Source organism: Streptomyces sp. NPDC006655 (assembly GCF_040703965.1).
In the GTDB taxonomy this organism is placed as follows: Bacteria; Actinomycetota; Actinomycetes; order Streptomycetales; family Streptomycetaceae; genus Streptomyces.
Genome location: NZ_JBEYJU010000241.1, coordinates 1 through 1,804 on the forward strand (window position 1 = coordinate 1; position 1,804 = coordinate 1,804).

General features: G+C 72.6%; 1 protein-coding gene. It reads left to right on the forward strand.

The genetic code is table 11. From position 1 onward, the window contains the following. Positions 1-44 precede the first annotated feature (44 nt). The coding region (locus tag AB0958_RS45020; RefSeq protein WP_366896277.1) for an acyltransferase domain-containing protein at positions 45-1,804 on the forward strand (1,760 nt) is incomplete at its 3' end.

Consider the following 1,804-nt stretch of genomic DNA (forward strand, 5'->3'; position numbering starts at 1 on the left):
AGGTCATCGCCGCAAGTCTGGCGGGCCGTGGCGGTATGGCGTCGGTGGCGCTGTCTGAGACAGAGGCCGTCGAGCGTCTGGAGCGGTGGGCCGGCCGGATCGAGGTCGCGGCGGTCAACGGTCCGTCCTCGGTGGTGATCGCCGGTGACGCCGAAGCCCTCGACGAGGCCATCGACGCGCTGGAGGACCAAGGCGTACGCGTGCGCCGCATCGCAGTCGACTACGCCTCGCACACCCGGCATGTCGAAGCCGTCCAGGAGATCCTGAGCGAGGCCTTCGCCGACATCCGCAGCCAGGCTCCTGCCGTGCCGTTCTTCTCCACCGTGACCGGCGAGTGGATTCGCGAGGCGGGTGTCCTCGACGGCGGCTACTGGTACCGCAACCTGCGTCGGCAGGTCCGCTTCGGTCCCGCGATCGCTGACCTCCTGGCCGACGGCCACACCGTGTTCGTGGAGTCCAGCGCCCACCCCGTCCTGGTCCAGCCGATCAGCGAGATCGTGGTCGGCGCCGAGGCCGACGCCGTCGTGACCGGCTCCCTGCGCCGTGAAGACGGCGGCCCGCGCCGTCTGTTCACCTCGATGGCCGAGCTCTTCGTCCGAGGCGTCCACGTCGACTGGAGCGGCTGCCTTGCGACCGGAGCCGACGTCGGCCGCATCGACCTCCCGACATACGCCTTCGACCACCAGCACTACTGGATCCAGCTGACCGGCACCGCCGACGACGCCGCCTCGCTCGGCCTGACCGGCACCGACCACCCGCTGCTCGGCGCGGTGGTCCCGCTGCCACAGTCCGACGGTCTGATCCTCACCTCCCGACTCTCCCTGCGCACCCACCCATGGCTCGGGGACCACGCCATCGCAGGCGCGGTCGTCGTGCCCGGAACCATTTACGTCGATCTGGCGGTCCGAGCCGGCGACGAGTTCGGCTGCGGTGTCCTGGAGGAACTCGTCATCGAGTCACCGCTCGTGCTGCCCGAGCAGGGCGGGGTCCGAATCCAGGTCGCCGTCAGCGGCGCCGGCCCCAACGGCTCGCGCACCGTGGATGTCTACTCCCTCCGCGAGGAGACCTCCGACGAGGCGGGACAGGGGGGATGGACCCGGCATGCCACCGGCCTGCTCTCCAACGCCGCCCGGGCCGACAGCACGACGCCCGCCGTCGACTTCGCCGCCTGGCCTCCGGCCGGCGCGCAGCCCGTCGCCATCGACGACTTCTACTCGGATCTGGCCGCCCGCGGATACGCCTACGGTCCGGCCTTCCAAGGCCTGCGCGGCGTGTGGCGGCGCGGCGACGAGCTGTTCGCCGAGGCTGTCCTGCCGCCCGAGCAGCGCGAGAACGCCGACCGGTTCGGCATCCACCCGGCCCTGCTCGACGCCGCCCTGCACACCAACGCCTTCGCCAACCCCGACGACGACCGCAGAGTTCTGCCCTTCGCCTGGAACGGTCTCGTCCTGCACGCCCTGGGCGCCTCCGCCCTGCGCGTACGAGTTGCCCCGAGCGGCCCGGACGCGCTCTCGTTCCAGGCCGCCGACGAGACCGGCGACCTCGTCCTGACCATGGACTCGCTGGTGTCCCTGCCGGTCACCGCCGAGAAGCTCGGCGTCGGCGGGACCGGCCGGGGGAGCCGCGACTCGCTGTTCCGGGTGGAGTGGGCCCCGCTGCCCGCCCCTGAGGGCGCCGCCGCCCCCGCCTCCTGGGTGCCTCTCGCCACCGTCGACGACGTGGCGGCGCTCGCCGCCCGCGAGACCCTGCCGCCGGTCGCCGTCCTCATGGCGACGACCGGCGACGGCGAGGACCCGCTCGGCCT